Source organism: Undibacterium sp. Ren11W, assembly GCF_049340485.1.
GTDB lineage: Bacteria > Pseudomonadota > Gammaproteobacteria > Burkholderiales > Burkholderiaceae_D > Undibacterium.
Genome location: NZ_JBMPPB010000039.1, coordinates 1 through 282, shown reverse-complemented (window position 1 = coordinate 282; position 282 = coordinate 1). Strand labels below are relative to the sequence as shown.

Genomic DNA, 282 nt, shown 5'->3' with positions numbered 1-282 from the left:
AGACATGGCTTTGCGGTGTCGTGCCGTCGGTGATGGTTAGGGTGTCGCCTGCCTTGGCCGTACCTGGCAAGGCGACTGTGACTGCCACTGTCGTTGCTGCGCCCAGTTCTGTTTTACTGATCAGGCCGTCATTGTTGCTGTCGGTCGTGATGGTAATCGTTGGCGCTGCTGTGGCCGTTGTGTCTAAAGTCGCACTGTCTATGCCTGGGGCGGAGACATTGCCAGCCTGGTCGGTGACGGTAGCGCTGACCGACAAGGTCGCGCCTTCAGCCGGTTTCGCAA

At 59.6% G+C, this 282-nt stretch carries 1 protein-coding gene; it reads right to left on the bottom strand.

The features are described from left to right. Positions 1–282, bottom strand: a 282-nt coding sequence (locus ACO0K8_RS22360) for a hypothetical protein (RefSeq protein WP_422948859.1), incomplete at both ends; no start/stop codon positions are given.